The organism is Nostoc sp. DedQUE02 (assembly GCF_034531035.1).
Taxonomy (GTDB): Bacteria; Cyanobacteriota; Cyanobacteriia; order Cyanobacteriales; family Nostocaceae; genus Nostoc.
Map to the genome: position 1 here is coordinate 434,000 of NZ_JAVRBY020000001.1, position 21,906 is coordinate 455,905.

17 protein-coding genes are annotated in these 21,906 nt (G+C 41.6%); 10 read left to right on the forward strand and 7 right to left on the reverse strand.

Annotation, left to right across the window (positions count from 1 at the left end):
* Positions 1 to 100: 100 nt before the first annotated feature.
* From chrA to RMX98_RS01860, 4 genes are all read right to left on the reverse strand, one after another.
* Complete coding sequence (gene chrA, locus RMX98_RS01845) at positions 101 to 1,312, reverse strand: chromate efflux transporter (protein WP_322680582.1); 1,212 nt, start codon at positions 1,310 to 1,312, stop codon at positions 101 to 103.
* On the reverse strand, positions 1,309 to 1,749 hold the full coding sequence (locus RMX98_RS01850) for a beta-lactamase hydrolase domain-containing protein (RefSeq protein ID WP_322680581.1): 441 nt from the start codon (positions 1,747 to 1,749) through the stop codon (positions 1,309 to 1,311). Before RMX98_RS01850 ends, chrA begins: the two co-directional genes overlap by 4 nt.
* A gap of 339 nt (positions 1,750 to 2,088) precedes the next feature.
* Complete coding sequence (locus RMX98_RS01855) at positions 2,089 to 3,138, reverse strand: glycerate kinase (protein ID WP_322680580.1); 1,050 nt, start codon at positions 3,136 to 3,138, stop codon at positions 2,089 to 2,091.
* 15 nt (positions 3,139 to 3,153) lie between these two features.
* Positions 3,154 to 3,486 (reverse strand): DUF565 domain-containing protein, encoded by a 333-nt coding sequence (locus RMX98_RS01860; protein ID WP_322680579.1) that lies wholly within the window; start codon positions 3,484 to 3,486, stop codon positions 3,154 to 3,156.
* A 912-nt stretch (positions 3,487 to 4,398) separates the two neighbouring features.
* On the opposite strand from RMX98_RS01860, the gene RMX98_RS01865 reads away from it, so the two are divergent.
* Both RMX98_RS01865 and RMX98_RS01870 read left to right on the forward strand, forming a co-directional pair.
* Positions 4,399 to 5,022: a hypothetical protein gene (locus RMX98_RS01865; RefSeq protein WP_322680578.1), complete on the forward strand. Its 624-nt coding sequence runs from the start codon at positions 4,399 to 4,401 to the stop codon at positions 5,020 to 5,022.
* Between the two features lie 353 nt (positions 5,023 to 5,375).
* Positions 5,376 to 7,361, forward strand: coding sequence for a glycosyltransferase family 39 protein (locus tag RMX98_RS01870; RefSeq protein WP_322680577.1), 1,986 nt, complete (start codon positions 5,376 to 5,378; stop codon positions 7,359 to 7,361).
* 261 nt (positions 7,362 to 7,622) lie between these two features.
* Here RMX98_RS01870 and RMX98_RS01875 read toward each other — a convergent pair whose 3' ends face one another.
* A complete protein-coding gene (locus RMX98_RS01875) occupies positions 7,623 to 10,847 on the reverse strand; it encodes a hybrid sensor histidine kinase/response regulator (protein ID WP_322680715.1) in 3,225 nt (1,074 codons plus the stop codon).
* Positions 10,848 to 11,501: 654 nt separating this feature from the next.
* Here RMX98_RS01875 and RMX98_RS01880 point away from each other — a divergent pair.
* The 8 genes from RMX98_RS01880 (at position 11,502) to RMX98_RS01915 (ending at position 19,607) form a co-directional block, all read left to right on the forward strand.
* Positions 11,502 to 12,083, forward strand: a complete 582-nt coding sequence (locus tag RMX98_RS01880; protein ID WP_322680576.1) for a KaiA family protein — start codon at positions 11,502 to 11,504, stop codon at positions 12,081 to 12,083.
* Between the two features lie 106 nt (positions 12,084 to 12,189).
* Complete coding sequence (gene kaiB, locus RMX98_RS01885; protein ID WP_322680575.1) at positions 12,190 to 12,504, forward strand: circadian clock protein KaiB; 315 nt, start codon at positions 12,190 to 12,192, stop codon at positions 12,502 to 12,504.
* Between the two features lie 85 nt (positions 12,505 to 12,589).
* Entirely contained in the window at positions 12,590 to 14,152 is a 1,563-nt protein-coding gene (gene kaiC / locus RMX98_RS01890) for a circadian clock protein KaiC (RefSeq protein ID WP_322680574.1), read from the forward strand.
* A 103-nt stretch (positions 14,153 to 14,255) separates the two neighbouring features.
* A complete protein-coding gene (locus RMX98_RS01895; RefSeq protein WP_322680573.1) occupies positions 14,256 to 16,547 on the forward strand; it encodes a TolC family protein in 2,292 nt (763 codons plus the stop codon).
* Positions 16,548 to 17,057: 510 nt separating this feature from the next.
* Positions 17,058 to 17,435 carry a hypothetical protein gene (locus tag RMX98_RS01900; RefSeq protein WP_322680572.1) on the forward strand — a complete coding sequence of 126 codons (378 nt, stop codon included), beginning with the start codon at positions 17,058 to 17,060 and terminating at the stop codon, positions 17,433 to 17,435.
* Between the two features lie 242 nt (positions 17,436 to 17,677).
* Positions 17,678 to 18,184 carry a hypothetical protein gene (locus RMX98_RS01905; protein ID WP_322680571.1) on the forward strand — a complete coding sequence of 169 codons (507 nt, stop codon included), beginning with the start codon at positions 17,678 to 17,680 and terminating at the stop codon, positions 18,182 to 18,184.
* Complete coding sequence (locus RMX98_RS01910; RefSeq protein WP_322680570.1) at positions 18,184 to 18,708, forward strand: GNAT family N-acetyltransferase; 525 nt, start codon at positions 18,184 to 18,186, stop codon at positions 18,706 to 18,708. The genes RMX98_RS01905 and RMX98_RS01910 overlap by 1 nt, the downstream gene beginning before the upstream one ends.
* Before the next feature lie 119 nt (positions 18,709 to 18,827).
* A complete protein-coding gene (locus RMX98_RS01915; protein WP_322680569.1) occupies positions 18,828 to 19,607 on the forward strand; it encodes a photosystem II S4 domain protein in 780 nt (259 codons plus the stop codon).
* Between the two features lie 142 nt (positions 19,608 to 19,749).
* Here the strand turns inward: RMX98_RS01915 and RMX98_RS01920 are convergent, their stop codons facing one another.
* Entirely contained in the window at positions 19,750 to 20,526 is a 777-nt protein-coding gene (locus tag RMX98_RS01920; RefSeq protein WP_322680568.1) for an SDR family oxidoreductase, read from the reverse strand.
* 354 nt (positions 20,527 to 20,880) lie between these two features.
* A complete protein-coding gene (locus RMX98_RS01925; RefSeq protein ID WP_322680567.1) occupies positions 20,881 to 21,438 on the reverse strand; it encodes a hypothetical protein in 558 nt (185 codons plus the stop codon).
* Between the last annotated feature and the right edge of the window lie 468 nt (positions 21,439 to 21,906).

The window sequence follows — 21,906 nt, forward strand, 5'->3', positions numbered from 1 at the left end:
TCATAGACAGGATAGAAAACTTAAGTCAAAAAATACACTTAAATGAATAAATGTATAAACTTAAACTAGTATATATTAGTAATTTATAATACTTGCAATTTCATCGAGTGTAGCCCAAGAGTGAAGCACCCCATCCAATGAAGGCGCTACCAAAGACTAGCCATGCAGCATTGATGCGGAAGTGAATGGCTAAAATGGCTGAGATGATCGCGATCGCCAAGCCGAGAAAATCTACAAATGGGGCTTGTGGTAATGTTAAAGTTGCTGCTCCAAGTTGCAGAGTAGTCACAACCATTAGTGCTACAGCACTGACATTCACAGCATCTAAAAATGCTCTAGTCCAAGAAGAGGCTCGTAAGCGGGGGATTAGGGGATTCAGGGCAGCAACGAAAACAAAAGAAGGTAGAAAAATTCCGATTGTGGCAACAATTGCGCCAGGTATGCCTGCAATCACATAACCGATAAAGGTAGCAGTGGAAAGTACTGGCCCAGGGGTAAATTGACCAATTGCGATCGCATCTAATAACTGCTGTTGTGTCAGCCAGCCGTATTCTTGAACTAATCCCCCTTGCAGAAAAGCCACTAAAAGGTAGCCACCACCAAACAAGACACTACCGACTTTCAGAAAAAACCAACCCAACTGCCATAAAGAAACGTTGGCTACAGTAGTTACCGATGCCGCAAGTACAGTTGATGCTTTCAATGTCGCACCTGTGCTGAGACTAGCAATCAGAAAGTTGGCTTTATCTCCTGGTTTATCGTTTTTCTCGCCAGAATGTAACCAAACCATACCCAGCAATCCGCCAATTAATAGGGCAATTACTTCATTTAATTTCAATAACAATGTCAGCAATGCCACAGCGAAAGCGATCGCTAATAATTGGCGAGTTTTTACAGCCTTTTTTGCCAAGCCCCACAGGGCATTAATAATGATTGCTAAAACAGCCGGTTTAATCCCATAAAGTAAGGGAGCAATTTGGGGTAGAGTACCGTAGGCAACATAAACCCAAGCAAACCCACCAGTAATTAGAACCGCAGGTAAGACAAAACAGACACCTGACACAATCAGCCCCAGCCATCCTGCATAGATGTATCCTATATGGATAGCCATTTCTGTGGAATTTGGCCCAGGAATTAGGTTAGTTGCACCCAGCAAATCCAGAAAATGCTCTCTTGTCAACCATTGACGCCGCTTAACCACTTCATCTTCAATCATTGCTATATGAGCAACAGGGCCCCCAAAGCCGATGATGCCCAGTTTAAAAAACAGGTTGGCAAGTTCACCCAAACGACTTGGTGCTGAGTTAGTCATTTCTGCTTGGCAATATACTTTTCTAGTAGGAATTGCTTGAGGTGGGGTTGTTCTAAGTTTAAACCAAGCTCTTGCGCTTTCTGACTAATTTGCTCATAAGTCAGACCTTCACTAATCGCATTGGCAATCAAGGCGATACCACCAGCCCTTGCTCCAGCAGCACAGTGAATTAAAATTGGTTTGGGTAAGTTTTCAATCTCCTGAATTGCTAACTCTGTTTGCTCTTGATTTGCTTCTGAAGGTTTTAATGGGATATTGGCATATTGCAGTCCAGCCGCTTGAGCTTGCTGCTGTTCGTCAGTCAGAAAACCTGCTTCATCGGGAGAACGCAGGTTCAGCACTGACTTAAATCCCTCTTTGGCTAACTGTTTTAACTCCTCAGAAGTTAGCTGTCCGGCGGCGCTCAAGTCGTCACTAACTTTTTTAGTATTGCTCATAATCTTTAAAATACACTATTACGATAGTTTTATCGTAGTTTATTTTTTAGGCCATTTCTCATCGGGTGCGTTACAATCCGGTTCGGATAAGCATTTTTCATTTTCCTTGTGGTCTGGGGAAAGGGTAAGGGGTAAAGGGTAAAGGGTAAAGGGTAAAGGGTAAAGGATGTATTCAAAACCTTTCCCCTTTAACCGAACCGTATTGGGGTGCGTTATGGCTTTAGCTGGATGACAGAAGTAAACAACAGTAAGATGATGCACTGGTGTAGGCGTGGTGTGTTCACTAAAGGGAATGTTTAACGACAAGCTAAAAACTCTATTGCATCCAAGCAAGAACCACTACGAATCAGCGCGATCGCAATAGACTTCACCGAAGCTATGATCGGCATGGATCTCAATCACCATATCAACCACTGTCATATCTTTTACTAGCGGCTTGATGAATAATTCCGGGTGAAGCGATCGCCAAAAATAATTGACAAATTGCTCTATCTCTGCATTGCTCATCCCTGATTTCCCCGCCGCAATCATCTGCTGTTCCGCCTGTTTGCGCCACTTCAAGGAACAGCGATAATCGGTTGGATATAGCACAATCAAACTATCTAACCGCTCCCACAACGGTAAATAATTGTGGAGGCGAAGATTCATCTCACGCGCAAATGCTTTATCTTCATCTGTGATAATTGGTGATGGTGCAGTATCAAATAAATCTTCGTTAATTGGTCGCACACCCACAAACCAACCTTCAAATAGTACAATATCTAGACCTGTGATCATTTCTGAAGTAGTGCGATCGCCAGCGCCTCCGTAAGCAGATTTATCAAAGCGGGGAAGCATCACTGGACTTTGCGACTGGCGAATTTGGTCTAGTGCATTTAAGCCTAAGTCTAAATCGTGGGTTCCCGGTGGGCCGCGCCAAATCAACCGGGGATCTTGCTGTGTTAAAAGCAAGCGATCGCTGTAAGTTTTATATAAGTCATCCAAAGATAGACTCACAGTCCGATATCCCAAGCGATTGAGAATCAAGCTGAGAATTTTGCACATTGTGGTTTTACCAGTGCCTTGTCCTCCCAATATTCCCTGAATTAGAGGGCGTCCCAATTTTTGGCGCTGCGATGCTAGTTTGATTCCCAAAGGAAGCCACAAGTCCCACAAAACTGGTAACATTTCCTGGGGTTCGATTTTGAGGCTAGTTTGGCAGAATTGGCTAAAAGCTGGAAAGACGGATTTTAGTAGATGCGATCGCTTTTTGATTATTTCATCGACATTTTCCGGCGCAATCCCAAAAGCTTTAGCCCTTAATTTATCTGCCAGCGCTGCTTCTGTGGCTTGCTGCCAAATTTCCCCCACCGCATCCGTTGCCAAAATTTCACCCAGCCACAAATTCATAAATTCCTCATCTCGCTACGATCCCAGCTTAAAGGCTTCGAGAAACAGGCTGTAGATGAAACCAACTTTGAGCAGATTTAGTGAGTCTACCAAAAGCGATCGCCTTGACAAAAAGCTGCGGCTATAAAATATTCTGCTGGTAATTTCTGTCAACAACACTAAAAAACCAGCTGCCACAATGTCTAACTCTGCCCGTTGTCCGGCTGTAGTAGAAACTGCGTTTCCCAGAAAAAAACCGAACAAAAAACTAATTATTAGCAACGATAGTCGCCGCCAAGGATTTAAAAACCATTGCCCAAAGCGTGTAGCAATGGCATCGAACAAGTTATTGAGACGAGTATTTTGCATCAAAGGGACTTCGGGGAGAAAGTCAAGATATCTTGAAATATATCTATATTAAATTAAGGCGGATATTGGTTTTAGCATCACCTTATTTGTTAATATTGTAGATATATACTGGATTTCCAGTGTTTATTCAAATTCGACCATTTTATCATCTTCAGAGAAGTACAGTTTCTTAGAGGATGTTTGGAAATTATAAATATTTAGTTTGATCCCAGTGAGCAAGCCTTAATAAATGGGAAAATCATTCAAAATTCCCCTTTTTGAGAGGAAGCTAGTCTGTTAAGCGGGTTTGCTTACTTGTATACCTATACGAAAGTAAGCTACCCGTAGCGTCTTTCAACAACACAAGGGACTTCTATAAATTTAGGAAGGAGGTATCTCTAAGAACTTGCTATATCAGCAGGCACTTTCTAAATATCCTCTTAAGGTAGCTTTTCATAGCAGAAGTTGAAGAAGAATTCAGAAGTCAGAATCAATCAGTGGGGGATTCAGACCCGCCACTGTCTTGTTGACCACTAAATATGTAGATTTAATGGGGTTCTAACTGAATTCTGTTTCGATAAAATATACCACCTAGATTTATCTGACGTTTAGCAAAGGAGGCCAGTAGCGGTGTCAGGAAAGTTTTATTTGTTTTATAAAAATGAATTGGCTGGATAGGTATCAAATTATCTGATTTTTATCCATACCTACGGTTAAAATCCAAAGCGATTGATGTCTATACCCTTTGTTTATCAAACATTAAAGAAATTATTTCCTCGAAATGTTTTCTAATCAAAATGATATTTATCATACATTGGTATCTTTAATTTTAGGAAAGCCGATATTAGGCTATTTTCTATGATTTCCTTTTGGGATAATAGGCTACTATTTGGTCAAGCCTAAACAAAATATTTATTTCTAATAACTATCAATATGAAATCCTCAGTATATCGTAACATCGGTGTTACAGCTTCTTGCTTGGGACTGCTTGTTACTTTGGTTGGATGCTTTGGAATTAGTGTGTCCTTTGAGTCCACAAACCCAGATACATCTTCACAACAGCCAATAGAAACTCAAGAGTGGCAGACAACTTCTGTTTTACCTGAAAAAGATGTTTCCACTCGTGTATCTACTCCAGCAACTACCCCAACCAATCAAGTAGAACATAGCAGTCAAGAGAAGACTTATCCTGTCTTGGCAAATCGTGATAAATCAGCAAGCACTGCCAAGGCTCAAGGGACTTTGCGAATGAGCAATCAAACAAATCAGCCTGTGCGGCTGGCTCTACTAGCACGATCGGTAGCAAAAGGCTCTAGTACTAAACAGAGTCAATACGATCTACCGGCACATTGGGATTTTGCTCCCCAAGAAGGCAGTGAGAAGGGACTGATTCTATCCTTACCTGAGAATAATTTAAAACTGGAGAAGGGAGATATTTTAGTTGCTTTTGCACAAGATGGTTCCCGCCGTTACTGGGGCCCCTATGTTGTCGGCGAAACTCAATTACCTAAGTGGGATTCCAAAAACAAAGAATGGCAACTAGTGCTGAGTCAATAAATACTGCTATGAGCCGATAGCTAGTGGTCTGCCAACCCAAAAATGCGCTTGTGAGGGCTGGGAAAAGGGCAAAGGGAAAAGGGTAAGGGATTTAAAACCTTTCCCCCTTACCCCTTACCCTTTACCCCGCTTGCGTTCCCTTGGCGAACTACTAAGGTTGAGCCAGTGCGGAAACAATTTTTTTAGGGTAGGCATTGTTTACCGTTCGCTCGAACCTTTATTTTTACATGCTTACCCTACAGTTGGTAAAGTGTTGAGTAACGAGTAGAGGAAAATTCTTGAATTGAAAACTCCGAAGAACAAAAAATAGATAACCAACGACTATTGATTAGTGATTGTTGACTATTGACTAAATGACAATGAAATTGAGTGTTAAGCGCACTGTTGATCAGTGGTTCAACAAAATAGCAAAAAATCCAGCCCTTGGTGTAACTGTGTCGATTTTGTGGTTGATAGTGATTGGCTGGATAGCTTTTGGGTGGAATTTGGGTAATACTGGCTTGATTGATGAGACAGAGCCGTTATTTGCCGAAGCTTCCCGCCAGATGTTCGTCACAGGTGATTGGATTACCCCATTTTTCAATGGTGACACTCGTTTCGATAAACCAGCTTTAATTTACTGGTGTCAGGCGATCGCATATCATCTGATTGGCGTGAATGAGTGGGCAGTACGTCTTCCTTCAGCGATCGCCGCATTCGGCTTAGTTTGTTTAGCTTTTTACACCATCCAGTGGTATTTGGCTAAACAAGACGAATTAGAGCAAGTTTCACGTCCGACTCGGCGCTACTTAATATCTTTTATCGCAGCAGCGCTCATGGCACTCAATCCCGAAACTATTATTTGGGCGAGAACGGGTGTCTCTGATATGCTACTCACCGGATGCATGGCATCAGCTTTGTTATGTTTCTTTCTAGGGTACGCAGGGAAGGAAGGGAGCAGGGAGCAGGAGAACAGCACTTCGGCTACGCTCAGTGACCGAGGAGCAGGGGAGCAGGGGAGCAGGGGAGCAGAATTAATCACCAATGCCCAATCCCCACTTGCCCTGAGCGAAGTCGAAGGGATGCCCCATGCCCTATTCCCTAATAAGTGGTATTTAGCTTTTTACGTGCTGATTGCTGCCGCAATTTTGACTAAGGGGCCAGTGGGAATTGTCTTGCCGGGGATAATTGTTGCCGCCTTTTTGCTTTACATGGGTAAAGTGCGAGAGGTATTGCGGGAAATGCGCCTTCTCGTAGGTATGCTGATAATTATCGCTTTGTCAGTACCCTGGTATGCTTTAGTGATTTGGCGCAATGGCTGGAATTACATTAACTCCTTTTTTGGTTATCACAACCTGGAACGCTTTACAGAAGTAGTTAATGGTCACTCAGCACCTTGGTATTTTTATTTTGTAATCGTGCTATTGGGTTTTGCACCATACTCAGTGTATTTACCAGCCTCTATAATCAGACTAAAGTTTTGGCAGCGATCGCGTTGGCGATCTGTTGAACGTTTTCAGCAATTTGGTTTATTTGCTTGGTTCTGGTTTGCTAGCATCTTTACCTTTTTTTGCATTGCTGTCACCAAACTCCCTAGCTACGTATTACCTTTAATGCCAGCAGCAGCAATCCTAGTAGCCCTGGTGTGGAGCGACCTTTTTTCAGATACAGAGACACGGCAAACAATTCCAGTTTCCCCCTCTCACACTCCGTCCATCTCCGCGTCTTTGCTGCGAATCAGTGGTTGGGTGAATGTAGTATTTTTATCAGTTTTGGCAACAGCACTGTTTAACATCACCCAAATATTAGGTACTGATCCAGCTATAAGTAACTTCCACGAACTAATTCAAAAATCTGGTTTACCAGTAATCGCGGGTATAATTTGGCTAATTTGTGCTGTTTTAGTTGCGGGTTTTTTACTAAGTCGTCGCTGGAACTACATTATCAGCATTAATTTAATTGGGTTTGTGGCGTTTATAATTTTTGTTTTAACGCCTGCTTCGTTCTTTATTGATCGAGAACGTCAATTACCCTTAAGGGAATTGTCTGCGGTTATTTTAGAAACAAAACAACCAAATGAAGAATTGATCATGCTTGGCTTCAAAAAGCCTAGTGTGGTATTTTACAGCCACATTCATGTAAATTATTTGGCATTTCCCCAAGAGGCGATAGAGCATATTAAAAACCAGGCTGCCAAAGGACTAAAACCTGCCTCAGTGCTGCTGTTGGCTGAACAGAAAAAGTTTTTACAAATGGACTTACAGCCCGACGATTACAAGAGTTTATCGACGAAGGGTGCTTATAATTTGGTTCGAGTTCCTTTTAAGAAAAAGAAAAATGAAAAAATAGACATATCCTAATTAGCGATCGCATTGTTCATTAACTACTGAAAAATAACACCATATTACTGTCGCATTGGACAGTTTAATCCGAAATTGGAATGGATTAATTTATGGTGTAAAATTTGACTGAATGATAAATAATTTTGTCAACAAAGCTTCGAGCATAGATTCTGTTCTTGCAACTGGCACATCAGATATTTACTGAGAAGAGACAGGAATCATCGCGACGCCGAATAGCCCCTTGTAGACATCGCCACCAAATATTATTCTCAATCATGATTAACATTTGTCATTGTAACCATTGACAGCTAAAGCTTGATTAATCTGGTTTAATAGGTCTTCCATTGATATTGAGCGCGGTAATATTTGGGTAGCGATCGCACCAACGACAGTTTCTATCGATTCCACACTATTCTTCTTCTGCTTGTCAATTTCCTTATAAGCTACCCCACTCTGGAAACTGATTTCTGGGCGATTTAATCGCTGATTCAATACCAAAATTGGTGGTAACTTTAAAGGCGAATCTGCCAATGTTTTCAAGGCTTTGAGTACATCTTTGTGGATGGCGGATTCTCCTAAACAAATTAGCAGTAAATCAACGCTTTGGTGGCGAATTTGTTGTAACACTTCTGCCCAACAAGGACTCATTGCCGCTTTGAAGCCTGCTGTTTGGAGGTATTGAATTAAAGCTTGGAACCACTCAGATCCGCGTTCAGCAGTTTCACTACTGATTGAGCAATTTTTTTCAGTCCGATAACCCTTAGCTGGCTTGCGTCTTACCTGTGGAATATCCCGCAGCATTGTCAAATCCACCACTAAGATGTTGGGAGGGCAGCAAATACCAGAAGCAATTTCTAGTACTGATAGTAAGGCATCTGTTTTCTCGGTGCGACTGTTTTTGTCTTTAGCAAATGGTGTTAAGTAAGGAAATACAGATAACCCTGGTATTTTAGAAGCTATTAGGGTGGTTGCGACATCGCAAGTAACCAGTGGTATAGCCGCCAAACGCGGATGTCCAATTAGTTGTTGCAGATAAATTTGGGCGGTGGTACTTTCGACATCTAGCAAAATGACATCAAACTGCCATACCCGCGCCAAAAGTTCTGCTTGATCTAAGTCATCTACTTCAATCACCCGATGTTCTCGAAGTGAGGGGTGGGGATTGACCGATTCTAACTGGGGATTCACCAACCTGAGAATTCGCAGTGGGGTTTTTGTAGGGATAATTGCGCTCTTGTTTAACCCTTGCTGTGGAACTGCTTGTACAGTACATAATTTTTCGAGAACCGGTGTCAAGACCTGATGCTCGACTGGCAAACTTAAGAAACCATCGGCTCGATTAGCAAATGCTTGCTCCTTTTCAGCTCCCGTCGCTGTCACAATTACAGATATATGACGGGTTGCGGTGTCAGATTTCAGCAAAGTCAGCACATCCCAGCCTGAGAGCAGAGGTAGCAACGGATTCAAAAATATTGCTATTGGTTGCAAGCGCCGCGCTTTTTCAACTGCTTCTGTTCCCGATCGCGCAATCACTACCCGATATCCTAAACCTTTGAGCTGTTCGGTCAAGTCTTCAATATATCGGGCTACTGCCTCGACTACTAAGACCAACCGTTGCGAACTGGCAAGATGATGCTGTGTGGGCGTACTAATATGCGGACGAGCTGCTGAGGAGTTTTCTCGTGTCTGTTGGAATCGTGTCTCCTCGTCTTCTCTGATGCCCATATCTGGTTCAGAAAAGCCTGTTTTTGGAGGACTGGGCGGCAGAAGTAGGGTAAACTGGCTACCTTTTCCTTCACGGGATAAGAAACTGACATCTCCTCCGTGGAGACGAGCTAAGGCGCGGGTTAATACCAGCCCCAAACCAGTGCCTTCAAATTGGCGGGTGAGGGGATTTTCTAGTTGTTGGAATTTTTGAAAGATTAAGTGTTGCTGGTGTTCAGGAATGCCAATGCCTGTATCCCAAACGGTAAAGGCAATCCATCCTTCCCAACGACTTACCCGCAGCCCAATTTCGCCAGATATTTCGGTGAATTTAAAGGCGTTGGAAAGTAGATGTACTAACATCTGGCGTAAGCGCAACTCATCTGCCACCATCTGATCTAAGCCTAGTTCAATGGAAAGGCAGAATTGGGGAGCAGATGAAGGGGCATTTGCAGGTGCTGAGGCCGATGTCGCTTTGGTGGTTTGAGTGTGGATAGCTTTGGCTTCGGAGAGAGCGCGATCGCACACAGTCTGAATTTTCACCGGAGTTAGCGTCAAATCCATTTGTCCCGTTTCCATCCGGGTCAAATCCAAAATGTCATTCACCACACTCATCAGGTGGCGGCCGCTTTGATGAATCAGCCCCGCATAACGGGCTTGACGCTCGTTGAGTTCTCCCAACTGCTGATCCACTAGCAAGCGCGATAATCCTAAAACGGCAGTTAAGGGAGTTTTAAGTTCATGACTAATGCAAGCTAAAAACTCGTCTTTCAAGCGATTTAGTTGAATTAAATCGGCATTTTTTGCTGCTAGTTCTTTGCAAAGCTGCTGCTGCTCAGTCACATCAGTAGCTAAAACTAACCACAAATCATCGCTGAGTGCAACTTCTTTTTCAGCACTCATGACTTGAAACTCAGGACTATCTAAGGGAATTTTGGCAAACTGCCAGATTCGCTCCTGACCATTTTGCACTTCCACAACGCAGGTACAAGTACCCACTTGACTATCTAAATAGCATCGACTGTATGCAGTTTCTGGTGATGCTTCTTGCTGGGCCGATTCTTCACCACCATCCTCATTTTCCCTGCCATTGGGATGAACCTTGATTGCTCGTTGGGTGGCATATTCTGATATTTTGGAGCTGTTAGAAACAAGTATTGCCTCCACTTGTTGCCTAACTCCTTCTGGATCTTTTAAAGTTCCTAATTGCTGCCACCAAGCGGGATTTCGCGCTACCACCTCGCCAGTACCCGTTTGCAACATCAAAGGCCAAGGCAGTCTTTCTAGCAAGTGTATCAGTGGCTGGTGTCCTAATGACTTGGCTTCATTTGGTTCATGGCGCGACCTGTGGATGCCTGAGCTTTGTAATCCAGCCATGCGTTCCTTAGCCAGCGATCGCAACAAGCGTGAACTATCCAGCAGCCCCAAATATCGACCATCAAAGTCAATCAGTGCCCAATCTAAGTTCTGGTGTTCCGCTTCGGGATAACACAAGTGCAAGCTCAATTGCTCTACACGCTCAGAAGCTAATATTGTCTGTATCGGCTCAATTAGACCTTGACCCCAAGTCGAGAGCGATTGGTGTAAATTGAAATTTTTATCGTCACTATGTGCTAATAATTTTGGGATTAAACGGGCAGAATACAGCAATCCGATGGGGCATTGCTGTTGATTCACTACTACCAAGCGATCGCACTGCTGTTGCTCAAAAATCTCTAACACCACTGCCAGAGAACTTGTTTGGAGGCAGCTAGGTACGGTTGCCTGAAAGTCATAAAGCGGGTAATCTAGCATTAACATAGGGCTTTGGGGGTCATTCTTCCTGTGGAACCCTCCGGCATTGCCATCTGCCAGTTGATGGTCTTTTCGCCTGAAGTCATATCCTCTAAGAAGACTCATATAAGCAACTCTGGTTATTTCAACGCCATTAAAGCAACGGGATTTCCCTTCACGGATACTTGCTTGCTGACAAGTGCATTTTTTAAGAGGCGACGTTTCTCATTTCTAGCAACTAGCCTCCCCAGTGTCTTACTGGTATTTAAACTCCTCTTCGATAGCGACAGCTAAAACAATTATGGCCCCAAAGATTCGCTTTAGAACCTTGAGGAATTATAATGATTTAGAATGCGACAATCCTTTAAGTTCGTTTAAGTATCTTATCAAGGAGCAAAATCAAAAATCTATCTATATAAATAGATAGATATGGAAATAATAGAGTAGCTACTGTGTCTAGCCATGCCGATAAATACCCGATCATCAAAGACCTACTAAGTCTTATTACTCAGTTCCTGCACTCTTGTTGTTGAGTAGCTAGCACTATCTGCTAACACAGAGCATTATTTGAGGTGGAATCAGTAGCTTCTTGCACACCTAATATTCCCCTAGAAGCGTTAGCAAAACTTATCAGCCCATGTTTCTTAGTCAGGGCGATCGAGGAGATAGATTCAAGAATAAATGTTATTACCGATATTGATTCTGCAACCTAATATTAACAAATGTTTAGATAACCTGATTGAATTAGCCAACCGAAAAGCTTTGAATACGTGGGTATGGAACTGGATTGACGCGATTATTGCCCAATTTTCCTACCTACCTGTTGCTGTAAATATTACTGTAAAAACTAATTACTTACCAAATTGGCTGCAACAAAACCCAACTAAGGCATACACTGACAATTACGTTTATGTATTTGCCAGTCAGATGCAAAAAAGTCAACAGCATTTTCAGGAGATGACTCCAGCAGAAAAGCAAGGATTATTAAAACAGCTTAAATTAGATTATAGCCTAATTCTTATAGATTATTTTAGCACAGATCAAACACTCAAAGATAAAATTGATAAATTTATCAATACTATATTTTATGCTAATATTCCTGTGCCTCAAATAATTGAAATTCACATGGAGGTAATTGAAGAATTTTCTACCCAGCTAAAATTAGAAGGAAGGAGCAATGAAACGTTACTTGATTACCGTCTAACGTTAATAGATATCTTAGCTCATCTTTGTGAAATCTATCGAAGTTCGAGTTCTAAATAAATTAAATTCATCAATGTTTAACTTAAAACAAGCTATTGCTGTTAGTTCCTCTCAATACTACATGAAAGGTCTTGTATTTATATGATCGTGACTAGCTATTAAATGTATGAATAAACTTAGAAAAACCTACGTTCTTAAGCTATACGTAGCAGGTAACACCCCCAATTCAGTTAGGGCATTAAAAACACTCAAAGATATTTTAGAACAGGAATTTGAAGGTGTTTATGCTTTGAAAGTGATTGATGTACTGAAAAGCCCGCAACTAGCGGAAGAAGATAAAATATTGGCAACGCCGACATTATCTAAAATTTTGCCTCCACCCGTTCGGAAAATTATCGGGGATCTTTCAGATAGAGAAAGAGTATTGATTGGATTAGATTTGCTCTATGAAGAATTGAGTGAAGAAGATTTTGAAGAGTAAAATTTTCATTATAAAAAATGAATAAAAACTTACTTAACTTACTTTAGTAAAATAACAGGTTTTCATCCCAATTTATTATCAAGCAATGAGTGAAAACGAACAACTAGAACTAAAACAACCACCGAAAATTGGGGGTTTAGAAAAAATTCGGACAATGATCGAAGGTTTTGACGATATTAGTCATGGTGGTTTGCCAATTGGTAGAACTACCTTGATTAGCGGCACCTCCGGCACAGGTAAAACTTTATTCTCTCTTCAGTTTCTCTATAACGGTATCACCTACTTTGATGAAGCAGGAGTATTTGTTACCTTTGAAGAATCACCTAGTGATATTATTAAAAATGCCAACATTTTTGGTTGGAACTTGCCACGCCTCATCGAAGAAGGCAAGTTATTTATTCTTGATGCATCTCCCGATCCAGAAGGTCAAGATATTGTTGGGAATTTTGACCTTTCTGCACTCATTGAGCGCTTGCAATATGCCATCCGCAAATACAAAGCTAAACGAGTTTCAATCGACTCAATAACAGCCGTATTTCAGCAATATGAAGCGATGGGAGTAGTGCGACGCGAGATTTTTCGTCTGGTAGCACGTCTAAAACTACTGAATGTCACCACTGTAATTACCACTGAACGTAGTGAAGAATATGGGCCTGTTGCCTCTTTCGGAGTAGAAGAATTTGTTTCTGATAATGTAGTAATTGTTCGCAACGTTTTAGAAGGAGAACGCCGCCGTCGCACAATTGAAATTCTCAAATTGCGCGGTACAACTCACATGAAAGGCGAGTATCCCTTCACGATTACTAATGAAGGAGTTAATATCTTCCCACTGGGAGCAATGCGTTTAACTCAACGATCTTCTAATGTTAGGGTATCTTCTGGTGTCAAAACTTTAGATGAAATGTGTGGTGGTGGTTTCTTTAAAGATTCAATTATTTTGGCAACCGGAGCTACAGGAACTGGCAAAACCTTGTTAGTAAGTAAGTTTATTCAAGATGGCTGCCTCAATGGAGAACAAGCAATATTATTTGCTTATGAAGAATCACGCGCCCAACTATCTCGTAATGCTTCCTCTTGGGGAATTGATTTTGAAGAATTAGAACATCAAGGTTTACTCAAAATAATCTGTACCTATCCAGAATCAACTGGTTTAGAAGACCACTTACAAATTATTAAATCAGAAATTGCTATCTTCAAACCCGCTCGCATCGCTATTGATTCCCTTTCAGCACTAGCTAGAGGAGTGAGCAACAATGCATTTCGGCAGTTTGTAATTGGTGTGACGGGTTATGCTAAACAAGAAGAAATTACTGGTTTTTTTACCAATACAACTGACCAATTTCTAGGAGCACATTCGATTACTGACTCTCATATATCCACGATTACCGATACAATTTTGATGCTACAGTACGTAGAAATTCGTGGAGAAATGTCGCGGGCAATTAACGTCTTTAAAATGCGCGGGTCTTGGCATGATAAGGGCATTCGTGAGTATAATATTACTGCTGACGGGCCCGATATCAAAGATTCATTCCGAAACTACGAACGGATTATTAGCGGTGCTCCTACTCGCGTTAGTATCGATGAAAAGGCGGAACTTTCTCGCATTGTTAGACGTTTTGAAGACAAACAGAGTTCCGAACCCTAAATTTAGTATCGTAGTATATTCTTTCCTAAATTTAGTATCGTGCTATATTCTGTGGTGAAGAAAGGTTTTCTGCCGCTAGATTGATTTTCGTGTGAGGGATGCGGTGAAAGGACAGCAATTATTTCATAGCTTATTGCCTGGTGTGACAGCAGCAGTTTTAACAACTCAGCCAGCTTGCGCTGGTACTGTAAAACTAACTGGGGTACAACTGACCTCTTCTCCTAGTGTTTTGACTTCTACTTATGGTCAAGACTTAGTTGGGGGCATTGTGAATACGCAACTGCATAACGGTGCAAATGTTAGTGTTCCAACCCTAGTACCTGCTTTCGGTTTCACTAAACTTAGTATGAAGCCTTTAAGTAATAACAGTATTCCAGTGTTTAGGGCTGAAAATACTGTTGTGCCCATAAAACAAGTACTTAAGAAAGATGAAGTTAGATTTTTGAGTTTGACACCTACCTCTAGTTCTTCCCAGGAAGCAGATGTCAGCCATTTTGCTCAAAGCGACCAAAAACCGAGTAATTCAGACCTGAATGGGCAGAAATTAAAGAAGATACTAGTTCCTAACTACACTTCAAAACCCTCTTCTGTTCAAAAAGAAATTTTGTCCCTGTCTTCTGCACAGCAACCAGTGCTTCAAAAGATAAATACTGCTACTCAGTTACAAACATTTTTACAAACTTCAGTCCCAGGTGGAGGAGCAGCAAAACTTTTGTCAGCGCAGAGGTGTCCACAGGAGCTGCAAAAAAGCAAAACTGACTCTTTGGCTAATTTGCTACTGGCCTCAAGCACCTGCTTACAACAAAATCCTATTGGTCGCGTGGCTCAGAGTAATACCCAGATTCCGACAGATTCGGCGCAACCTATCACTGTGCCAGGAACCGTAACTCCTGTACCAGGGGATTCAGTGCAACCTACCACTGTGCCGAGAACTATCACTCCTATACCAGGGGGTTCGGTGCAGCCTACCACTGTACCGGGAACTGTCACTCCTATACCAGGGGGTTCAGTGCAACCTACCACTGTACCGGGAGCTGTCACTCCTGCGCCCTCAGGGCGGGTGCAAATTCCAGAGAATCTGATTCCTAGCTCAAATCCCTTGCAGTTTCCCACCAAACCCGAGGAAGTGCAACTTCAGGGAAATCAGCCGATTACTTTGGCACAGGCTTTGGAGTTAGCACGGCGTAATAATCGGGATTTACAGGTGTCTCTATTGGAGTTAGAACGCAATCGAGCGGCTCTACGCGAGGCGCAAGCTGCTTTGTTGCCCACTCTGGGAATTAGCACGGATCTTACTCGTAGTCAGTCTTCTGGCAGTCAGCTGACGGACGAATTAAGCGCTCGAAATGGCATTCCTTCTAACCAAGATCAACCCAGTACATCTTTTTCTGGTCAAGCACAACTTTCATATAACATTTATACTTCTGGGAGAGTGCAAGCTAGCGTCAGAGCGGCTGAAGAACAGGTACGTTTCAATGAGTTAGCTGTAGAAACTCAGTCTGAGACAATCCGTCTGAATGTTGCCACTGACTATTACAATCTGCAACAAGCGGATGAACAAGTACGCATTAGTCAGTCGGCTGTGGTGAACTCTGAGGCTAGTTTGCGTGATGCAGAAGCTTTAGAGCGAGCTGGGGTTGGTACGCGGTTTGATGTGTTGCGATCGCAGGTGAATTTAGCAAATGCCCAACAAAATTTGACTAATGCTAGATCCCAGCAGGCAATAGCCCGTCGTCAATTAGCAACTCGGATAAGTTTGCCGCAGTCGATAAATATCAGTGCTGCTGACCCTGTACAATTAGCTGGTCTTTGGAACCCAACGCTAGAACAAAGTATTGTGCTGGCTTATCAAAATCGTCCAGAATTGCAACAACAGTTAGCACAACGCAATACTTATGAGCAACAGCGTAGGCAGGCCCTTGCGGAACTGGGGCCTCAAGTTAGTTTGGTCGCTAGCTACGACTTGCTAGACCAGTTCAATGATAATGTCAGTGTTACTGATGGTTATTCATTCGGAGTTAGGGCAACCCTAAGTTTGTTTGATGGCGGAGCAGCAAAAGCAAGGGCAGATCAGTCTAGAGCTAATATTGCGATCGCAGAAACTCAATTTGCCGAACAGCGCAACCAAATTCGCTTTCAGGTAGAACAAGCCTATTCTACCCAGCAATCTAGTTTGGCCAACGTTCAAACCGCTAATACCGCTTTAGAACAAGCTAGGGAAGCTCTACGTTTAGCGCGTTTGCGATTCCAAGCTGGTGTAGGCACTCAAACTGATGTAATTAACTCTGAAAACGATCTCACACAAGCTGAAGGTAATCGAGTCACAGCAATTTTGGATTACAATCGTGCTTTAGCTCAGTTACAACGGTCTGTTACCCTCAGAGGATTACGCTAGTACTGCTGACTTCATCTCTCAATTAAAAATATATAAAAGCCTCATTTTTCAATGTAATTGTTGAAAAATGAGGCTTTGAACTTATTTTTTCATCTAATACTAATTCAAAAAATGTTTGCAACAGATAACCCCACCCGCAATACTGTTCGGTTAAGGCAAGAGACGCGATGAATTGCTGTATCTACAATAATCTTTTGTAAAAGTCAATTTTTTTAACGTAGACGCATTAGCGAAGCGGTAACGTCTCGCAGAGAAGGAGCGTCAGCAACTTGCCGTAGCTACTACAGAGGCGCAGAGAACACAGATGTATTGCTTTAAAACAGTCGCAATGCGAAAACCGAACAAGCCGAAAGAACCATGCAATGCAGTAGCTCAACCTTCCAAGACGGATTTTGAATTCTGAAAGCGCCCTGAAAAACCTATTTTTAACAGCAATTTTGTGAAATGATGTAGCATAACTGAATGTCCGTAGTTTACCGCCGTAGGCATCGCTAGCCTTGTCAAAGACTCATGACTCAAGTAACATCTCAAGAAATTGCACAGTTTCGTTCTCAATTGGCAGAAGATCCCAGCGATATGGAAGCGCTGGATTTAATTGAAGACTGTGATGGAGATTTAGAAGATGCGGCAATGACGCTAGCTATCCGCGCCGGACAACAACCAGAAAGAGCAAATGCCGAGTGGTTAGATGCTTTGGCGAGAAAATGGCGTGCGGTCATTTGTGAACAAGAATATCGGGAAGATTTGCTAAACAGTTCACCTCAAAAGATGATGGAACGTCTAAAAACAATGCCCACGTTTCCTAAAATTTTAGCAACACCAGTTTTGATTTATGTCCTCAAACAAGGCGTGAACAATTTTTGTGAGCCACTAGATTCGCTAAAGTGATCAGATGTACATTTTATTTGTGCGATACCTGCGGCAGGCTACGCCTGCCGCAGCTTGCAGTTGAGTTCAATACAGACCTAACCCCCAGTTCCTTAAGAGCTAGCATTGAGGAGTAAGACTCCTAACTCTTGTACAGAGGTGATTAATCGCGTCTCTACTCCTACCCAATGCAAGATTGATTTGACAAGGACTGATACGCTGTTAATTAAGGCAAAACTTCTATTAGACAAATTGTAAAATCAATGAATTACCTTGTTGCCGTATTACCAGACCGCATTCAAGCCGAAGCTGCTTACTTAGCTTTAGAAGAAGAAGGCATAAACAGTACTATCTTGGGGAGAGGGTATAAAACAGCTGACGAGTTTGGCTTAATTGACCCCAAAGACCAAGCTAAAAAGCAAGCAAAACTGATGGCAACCTGGCTGATACCATTTGGCTTTTTTGCAGGTTTTACATTCAGCCTGATCACTGGTTTAGATACTTTTGCCTGGGCGGGTGAAGTTGGTAATCACATAATTGGCGGGCTTTTGGGTGCTGCTAGTGGTGCTATGGGTGGTGTGTTTGTCGGTGGCGGAGTTGGTTTACTCGTAGGTAGTGGTGATGCTTTACCTTATCGCAATCGCTTAGATGCGGGTAAATACTTAGTTACAGTTCAAGGTTCGGAAACTCTCACTCGACAAGCAACCCGAATATTACGTCAGTTTGATCCAGAAAATATCCAAGGTTATGCTGACACAAGTAACGTGTAATGAATCATAGTTTACACATCACAACACAGCGACTTGAGTTGCTTCCCTGTTCTTTGGAGGTGGCGCAAGCCGTTGTGACAAGCAATAAAACCCAAGTAGAGAGGCTTTTGGGGGTACGAGTTCCTGATGATTGGTATGCATCTGAGGTGTTAGATATTTTCCCAATGTATGCTCAGATGCTAATAGATGATCCTTCCCAGTTGGGTTGGGGTGTCTGGCTAATGATTCACATTGCCGATTCTACTTTAATTGGCGATTTAGGTTTTATTGGCAAACCCGATCGCGCAGGAACTGTAGAAATGGGTTATGAAGTGCTATCAGCTTATCGCCAGCAGGGATTTGCTTTTGAAGCAGTAAAAGCACTGGTCGATTTTGCCTTTACTCAGCCAGAACTCAAGAGAATTATCGCTCATTCTCCAGACGATCATGTTGCCTCGATTCGCATTTTGGAAAAACTGGGAATGCAACAAATTGCTAAGGATGAAAATCTGCTGGAATGGGAATTAAAGTTAGAATCAAGATAGTTTTAAATAGGGAATGGGGCACTTGTACTGAGTTTCGACTACGCTCAACTACCGCGTAGCCGAAGTATGGGGCATTGATAAAAGATAAATGACTAATGACTAATTCATAATTTTTAAGAATGTTGCCACGAGAAGAACTTTTAAAAGGTGTTGAAAATCGAGATAGTGTAGCTCGTGTAATCGACCAAGCAGAGCAAGCCATCAAAACTTGGGAAGTGGTTTTGACTGATTTTCTATCTCCGCCAGAATTGGCAGAAATTCAACGGGTATTTAACCGATTAACAGAAGTGCAATTAGTTGCATGGGGCGGATATCCGCAAGCTGAACGCCAAAGAATAGCGATCGCTCGTTCGGAACTTCCCTTAGATCAATCTCAAGTCAGCCTTGTGGCTGTAGAAATTGCTGGAAATTTTTTGTTTGATACCGCCTCTCACCGCGACTTTTTAGGCGCAATGTTGGGGACGGGAATTGTTCGAGAAAAGACGGGAGATGTGATTGTCTTGGGAGAACGAGGGGCACAGGCGATTGTTGCACCGGAGTTGGTGGAATTTTTGGAAATGAGTCTGAAACAGGTGCGATCGGTTCCTGTGAAAACTCAGCGAATTGAGGTAACTGAATTAAGGGTTCGGGAACCCAAGAAAAAAGAATTAACTACTGTAGAGGCTTCTTTGCGATTAGATGCGATCGCATCTGCTGGTTTTGGTATGTCCCGCAGCAAAATGGTTGATTTCATTGATGCTGGTGATGTCCGCGTCAATTGGAAGGAAGTTACTCAAGCTAGTTCTCAAGTCAAATCAGGCGACTTAATCGCCATTCGCTCTAAAGGGCGTTTAGAAGTTGGAGAAATCGCCGTTACAAAAAAAGACCGTTACCGAGTTCAATTAACAAGGTATATGTAATAAGCGAGTATTGAAAAATTAGAAATTTTAAATTCACACTTTCCTTAACTTTAAACCTTGCAAATTTTAGATTTTGAATTTTGGATTGAAATAAAAGTCTAAAATCTAAAATCTAAAATTAAAAGGGTTCTAAAGATATAATTCAGGTTTTAAAGTGTTTTGCTAATATATTCAACAGAAGTTTGCGCGGTACGAGTCGAGATAATTTGCTTCTAATTTGAGTGGTACTATCAGAACTAATAACAGTTGGATAGCCTTTTTCTAAAGCCTCTAAAGATTCCCAAACAACTTTTTCGGAAGAATATACTTTATCTGTGCTGCTTGCCAATGTGGGAGGAAAATTAGCTTCTGCAAAAAAGTTTGTTTCTATTGGCCCTGGACAAGTGACTAAAATACGGACACCATATTGATGATTTTCTGCCCATAACGCTTCACTAAAGCTGAGAATAAAAGCTTTACTGGCAGCATAAACAGAAAGGTATGGTATTGGTTGAAATGCGGTAATAGAGGATACGTTAATAATACTTCCAGAACGACGTTGCCGCATCAATGGTAAAAATTTATGGGTTAAATCTACCAATGCCAATATGTTTAATTGTACAATTTTGACTTGTTTTTCTCCATCCCCTTCAGCAAAGTCGCCATAATAACCAAAACCAGCATTATTAATTAATAAATCAATGGTTAATCCCTTTGTTTTTGTGGCATCAAATACACTAGCAGCAGCATTATTCTCTGTAAGGTCTTTGACTATAACATCTACTTGAATTTTGTGTTGTTCTTGCAGTTGTTTAGCTAATTGAGTTAGTTTATCTTCAGAACGAGCAACGAGTACAAGATTTGTTTTGCGTGCAGCTAGTTCTTGAGCAAAGGCTTTACCAATACCACTAGAAGCACCAGTAATTAAAGCAGTTAGCATTCTACATATTCAGATAGATTTTAATCTCCATTAAAATCTTAGCTATGCTGATTATAAGTTTTAACTATCTAAAGTGATATATAGGACTCACATTTGATTTTTGAAAAAAATTCGGTATACCTCAATCATCTGAAATCCTTTTGCCTATTGCCTTTTGCCTATTGCCTACTAAGCCAAGTGATTTCAGTAATCAAACCGGATTCCTATATCTAAAAGCGTAAAAGCAGCACCTAGTACTACAAAATCTGAGTTAAGGCTTACTCCACTCAGAACTTTTCCTTCCCTAAAAATTAAGTAAAATGTCCTCAATAAGGATTTTTCTCATAGCGTTTCAAATTATTTTTGAATTGCTAATTACCATTTTTCAGACCAATAGATAATTTCTGAGGTGGAACTATTAATAGCAACACCGTAGCTATCTCCATGATTCCACTTGAAGCCAGCTCTACCTTTATCATCTGTATTTAATACCAATATTTCATACGTAGCTGGAAAAGATTCTGTAGGAGAGTCACTCGTGTAGAAGAAAGTTGTCGGTACACCATTAGGTTGGTTTATGTGGTCATTTGTGTTACCACCCATATATTTGTGCTTGGCAGTATTTCTGTATTGTAAAAGTAATTTTTCTATCTTCTTTGGTGGCTCTTTTAGCCTAATTTGAAAAAAACTACTTCCTTGCAAAAATTCGGGAGAGTAAGCAATACGAACGTTTTTAGCATCAGAGGGAATCTCATTAGGAAAATGTTTTACTTGGTCATTCTCAGACCATAGTTGATTACGAATTTCTTTGTAGCGTGATGCATCAGTTATTATTTTAGGTTCGCTAGTACTGCTAAAAGTTGTTCTCAGAAAAAAGCTTCCCCCGACAATACTAAGACTAGCAAGGGCTAATAGAAATTGCGATCGCTTCATCAAGTTGGGTACGTCTAACTTTCATAGTCATATACCCAACTAATAAACTAAATTCGTACTATTGCGGATAAAGCATTCGAGATATTAACAGAAACTTTGTGTATCTAGAGGAAAATCAGGATAATTATAAAATTACTATGAAGTTTGTCAGTGATTACTTAGTCAAATACCGTAGGCTATACTCCCAGGATTAGGGTAGTTATTGTTACTTAATTAAAAGTAGGGAAAGCGATGCACTGAGTTTCGACTACGCTCAACTACCGCGCAGTCGTTGTGTCCCCGGTTTTCACTCCTTAATTCAGGAATCAAATCGGATTACTATAGTACGACTGTTGTATATAAAAAATAAATGCTATAGTCATCGATTCTTTCTTCAATCCTTCCTGATGCAGCAATAGCTAAGGCGGATATATAAATAGTAGATGCACCTTAATTAAATCACAGCCCTTAGCTTTTAGTTGAGGGCTT

Excerpts from the sequence above, each read along its gene's own strand:
- RMX98_RS01905 (WP_322680571.1), top strand. The coding sequence starts at position 17,678 with ATGAATTACCTTGTTGCCGTATTACCAGACCGCATTCAAGCCGAAGCT.
- RMX98_RS01860 (WP_322680579.1), bottom strand. The coding sequence starts at position 3,486 with ATGCAAAATACTCGTCTCAATAACTTGTTCGATGCCATTGCTACACGC.
- RMX98_RS01910 (WP_322680570.1), top strand. The coding sequence starts at position 18,184 with ATGAATCATAGTTTACACATCACAACACAGCGACTTGAGTTGCTTCCC.
- kaiB (WP_322680575.1), top strand. The coding sequence starts at position 12,190 with ATGAATAAACTTAGAAAAACCTACGTTCTTAAGCTATACGTAGCAGGT.
- RMX98_RS01855 (WP_322680580.1), bottom strand. The coding sequence starts at position 3,138 with ATGAATTTGTGGCTGGGTGAAATTTTGGCAACGGATGCGGTGGGGGAA.
- RMX98_RS01920 (WP_322680568.1), bottom strand. The coding sequence starts at position 20,526 with ATGCTAACTGCTTTAATTACTGGTGCTTCTAGTGGTATTGGTAAAGCC.
- chrA (WP_322680582.1), bottom strand. The coding sequence starts at position 1,312 with ATGACTAACTCAGCACCAAGTCGTTTGGGTGAACTTGCCAACCTGTTT.
- RMX98_RS01875 (WP_322680715.1), bottom strand. The coding sequence starts at position 10,847 with ATGTTAATGCTAGATTACCCGCTTTATGACTTTCAGGCAACCGTACCT.
- kaiC (WP_322680574.1), top strand. The coding sequence starts at position 12,590 with ATGAGTGAAAACGAACAACTAGAACTAAAACAACCACCGAAAATTGGG.
- RMX98_RS01900 (WP_322680572.1), top strand. The coding sequence starts at position 17,058 with ATGACTCAAGTAACATCTCAAGAAATTGCACAGTTTCGTTCTCAATTG.
- RMX98_RS01880 (WP_322680576.1), top strand. The coding sequence starts at position 11,502 with ATGTTATTACCGATATTGATTCTGCAACCTAATATTAACAAATGTTTA.
- RMX98_RS01870 (WP_322680577.1), top strand. The coding sequence starts at position 5,376 with ATGACAATGAAATTGAGTGTTAAGCGCACTGTTGATCAGTGGTTCAAC.
- RMX98_RS01865 (WP_322680578.1), top strand. The coding sequence starts at position 4,399 with ATGAAATCCTCAGTATATCGTAACATCGGTGTTACAGCTTCTTGCTTG.
- RMX98_RS01915 (WP_322680569.1), top strand. The coding sequence starts at position 18,828 with ATGTTGCCACGAGAAGAACTTTTAAAAGGTGTTGAAAATCGAGATAGT.
- RMX98_RS01925 (WP_322680567.1), bottom strand. The coding sequence starts at position 21,438 with ATGAAGCGATCGCAATTTCTATTAGCCCTTGCTAGTCTTAGTATTGTC.
- RMX98_RS01850 (WP_322680581.1), bottom strand. The coding sequence starts at position 1,749 with ATGAGCAATACTAAAAAAGTTAGTGACGACTTGAGCGCCGCCGGACAG.